Annotated in this window: 2 protein-coding genes and 1 tRNA gene; 2 read left to right on the plus strand and 1 reads right to left on the minus strand. The window is 29.4% G+C overall.

Annotated features, from left to right (window positions below; all coding sequences use genetic code 11):
* Positions 1-27: 27 nt before the first annotated feature.
* A tRNA-Glu gene (locus ACHZDT_RS06870) sits at positions 28-99 on the minus strand.
* Positions 100-493: 394 nt separating this feature from the next.
* On the opposite strand from ACHZDT_RS06870, the gene ACHZDT_RS06875 reads away from it, so the two are divergent.
* Both ACHZDT_RS06875 and ACHZDT_RS06880 read left to right on the plus strand, forming a co-directional pair.
* Positions 494-1,942: an MBOAT family O-acyltransferase gene (locus ACHZDT_RS06875; RefSeq protein ID WP_394773891.1), complete on the plus strand. Its 1,449-nt coding sequence runs from the start codon at positions 494-496 to the stop codon at positions 1,940-1,942.
* A gap of 2 nt (positions 1,943-1,944) precedes the next feature.
* Positions 1,945-2,910, plus strand: a complete 966-nt coding sequence (locus ACHZDT_RS06880; protein ID WP_394773892.1) for a hypothetical protein — start codon at positions 1,945-1,947, stop codon at positions 2,908-2,910.
* The last annotated feature ends 206 nt before the right edge of the window (positions 2,911-3,116 follow it).

The raw sequence follows: 3,116 nt of genomic DNA on the forward strand, positions 1-3,116 counted from the left end.
TCCAGATTTCTCTGAAGCTTATTCTAGTAGCCCGTAGCGGAATCGAACCGCTCTTACATGGATGAAAACCATGCGTCCTAACCGATAGACGAACGGGCCATTTTTCTAATGCGGGTGCAAAAATGCAAATAATTTTTAAACGCACAAACAATAAACGTATTTTTTTACTTTAATTAAAAATGATATTAGAAGTGTTTTTATAAAAATCTGTGGTAGTGCTTGTTGGCTTTTTGCTCAAAATTGTATTAAGTATAATTTAGTATTTTAAAGCTTTCATAAAAGAAAAGCCACGGATTTGTTTGAATATTTTCTTAGTAGCTGGAACAATTAAATATCAAAGCAGATTATTGAAGATGCGTAAATTATATATGATTCTATTAAAAGTAAAAATCAATGTTCTTTTTTGATTAAAAAGAAATTGAATACAATATATTTGTGTTCGAAAGTAGATTTCAATGCCCATTTGTTTATTTGATAACTTTTGTATAATACTATGCTCTTTAATTCATTACACTTTGCAATATTTTTGCCTATAGTTTTTATACTTTATTGGTTTGTTGCAAAAGGATCTTTGAAGCTCCAAAATACTTTACTTTTAATTGCAAGTTATTTTTTTTATGCATGTTGGGATTGGCGATTTTTGTTTCTACTTGTTTTCTCAACATTACTAGATTATTACACGGGAATTAAAATGTCAGAAGCGAAAAATCAAAATAACAAAAAGTTTTGGTTTTGGTTAAGTATATTTGTAAATCTTGGTTTTTTATGGATTTTTAAATATTATGATTTTTTCGCAAATTCTTTTGCCTATGCAATTTCAAATTTCGGTTTTTCGGTAAATACTTGGACTTTAAATGTGCTTTTACCTGTTGGAATATCTTTTTATACTTTTCATGGATTGTCGTATGTGATTGATATCTATAATGATAGAATTAAAGCCGAAAAAAATTTTGTAGATTACTCTGTCTTTGTAAGTTTCTTTCCTTTGTTAGTCGCAGGACCAATTGAACGTGCAACTCATCTTTTACAACAAATAAAAAAAGAAAGAACTTTTGATTACTCGAAAGCTGTTGATGGGTTAAAACAGATTTTATGGGGTTTATTTAAGAAAATAGTAATTGCTGACCAATGTGCGGAATATGTAAATGAAATCTTTACGAACTCTGGGGATTATTCAGGAAGCACTCTTTTGGTTGGGGCACTCTTTTTTGCATTTCAAATTTATGGTGATTTTTCAGGTTATTCTGATATTGCTATAGGAACTGCAAGGCTGTTCGGAATTGGCTTACAGAAGAATTTTGCATTTCCATATTTTTCAAGAGATATAGCTGAATTCTGGAGACGTTGGCACATATCATTATCAACTTGGTTCAGAGATTATTTATACATTCCATTAGGCGGTAGTCAAGGTAGTATGTGGTTGAAAATAAGAAATGTTTTTATAATATTTCTTGTAAGTGGTTTTTGGCATGGGGCAAATTTGACCTTTATTGTGTGGGGCTTATTACATGCATTGTATATTATGCCTTCAATTATTTTAAATACAAATAGAACTAACCTTGATGTTGTTGCTAAAGGAAAATATTTTCCAAGTATTAAGGAAATCTTAGCAATGTTTTTTACTTTTAGTTTGACCGTGTTTGCATGGATTTTTTTTAGAGCAGAAAATTTGATGCACGCATGGAGTATAATCAGTAAAATATTCTCTAAAAGCTTGTTTCTTAGTATTTCGTATAGTAAGGATGATTTTGTTAAACCACTTATTTTATTAATAATTGTTTTTTTAATGATTGAGTGGTATGGTAGAGAGCAGGAGTATGCTATTGCAAAACTAGGCTTGAAATTACCTAAAGCTGTTAGATGGGGATTGTATTATACGATTGTTATAATTATCTTTTTATTCAATGGTAAAGAGCAACAATTTATTTACTTTCAATTTTAAAGATGAAAAAATTTATAATTAATTTGACCTTATTTGTATTTTCACTATCAGGCCTAATTTATTCATTGGATTTGTATATTTCATATAATCTCAAAAAATCGAATTCATTTGCGGTCGGAGAATATTCCACATGGAATGATGTATTAGAAGGAAAAGTAAATTCAGATATTGTAATATATGGTAGTTCTAGGGCTTGGCAACATATTAATCCAATAATGATTACTAACGAATTTAATTTGTCAACTTATAATTTAGGTATTAATGGACACAACTTTTGGTTACAGCATCTTAGGCATTCACTTTTATTACAAAATAATATACAGCCTAAATTAATAATACATGCATTAGACATGACCACTCTAGTAAAAAGGAAAGATTTGCACAATTTGGAGCAATTTCTTCCCTATATGCTTTGGAATAATGAAATTAATAAAGCAATTAGAAGTTATAACGGTTTTGATTTAGTTGACTATACTATACCTCTAACTAGATATAGTAAAGTCTCAGGAGGAATTAAGGAAAGTTTAAAGATGACTAAAGTAAGTGCCGATAAAACTTGGAGAATCAAGGGGTATAGAGGAGAAGACATCCAATGGAATTCAGATTTTGATAAGGCAAAAAAGAAAATGAAGAATTATGAGATAAAATTAGATAATCCTTCCATAGTCCTGTTTGATGAATATTTAAGAGAATGTAAGTCCAAAAATATATATGTAATTTTGGTTTATACGCCCGAATATATAGAAGGGCAGAAATTTTATAAGAATAAAGATAAAATTATATCACTATATAAGAGTTTTGGAAAAAAATACAACATTCCGTTTTACGATTACTCTAACGATGAAATATCGTATAATAAAAAAAATTTTTATAATGCGATGCACTTAAACAAACTAGGATCTGAATTGTTTACTCAAAAATTAATAGATACATTAAAGAATAGTAAGATTCTGAAATCCATACATTAGAATTTTGCGTGAATAATTAAAAAAAATAATCTGCTTTTTTGATTATGAATAAGCTCCTGCGCGCGCTTCTAGCTTGTGAACACAATGTGCTAAAAAAGAGTTATATAAAAAAAAGCTCCAGATTTCTCTGAAGCTTATTCTAGTAGCCCGTAGCGGAATCGAACCGCTCTTACATGGATGAAAACCATGCGTCCTAACCGATAGAC

Source organism: Flavobacterium sp., from assembly GCF_043722275.1.
GTDB lineage: Bacteria > Bacteroidota > Bacteroidia > Flavobacteriales > Flavobacteriaceae > Flavobacterium.

Excerpts from the sequence above, each read along its gene's own strand:
- ACHZDT_RS06875 (WP_394773891.1), top strand. The coding sequence starts at position 494 with ATGCTCTTTAATTCATTACACTTTGCAATATTTTTGCCTATAGTTTTT.
- ACHZDT_RS06880 (WP_394773892.1), top strand. The coding sequence starts at position 1,945 with ATGAAAAAATTTATAATTAATTTGACCTTATTTGTATTTTCACTATCA.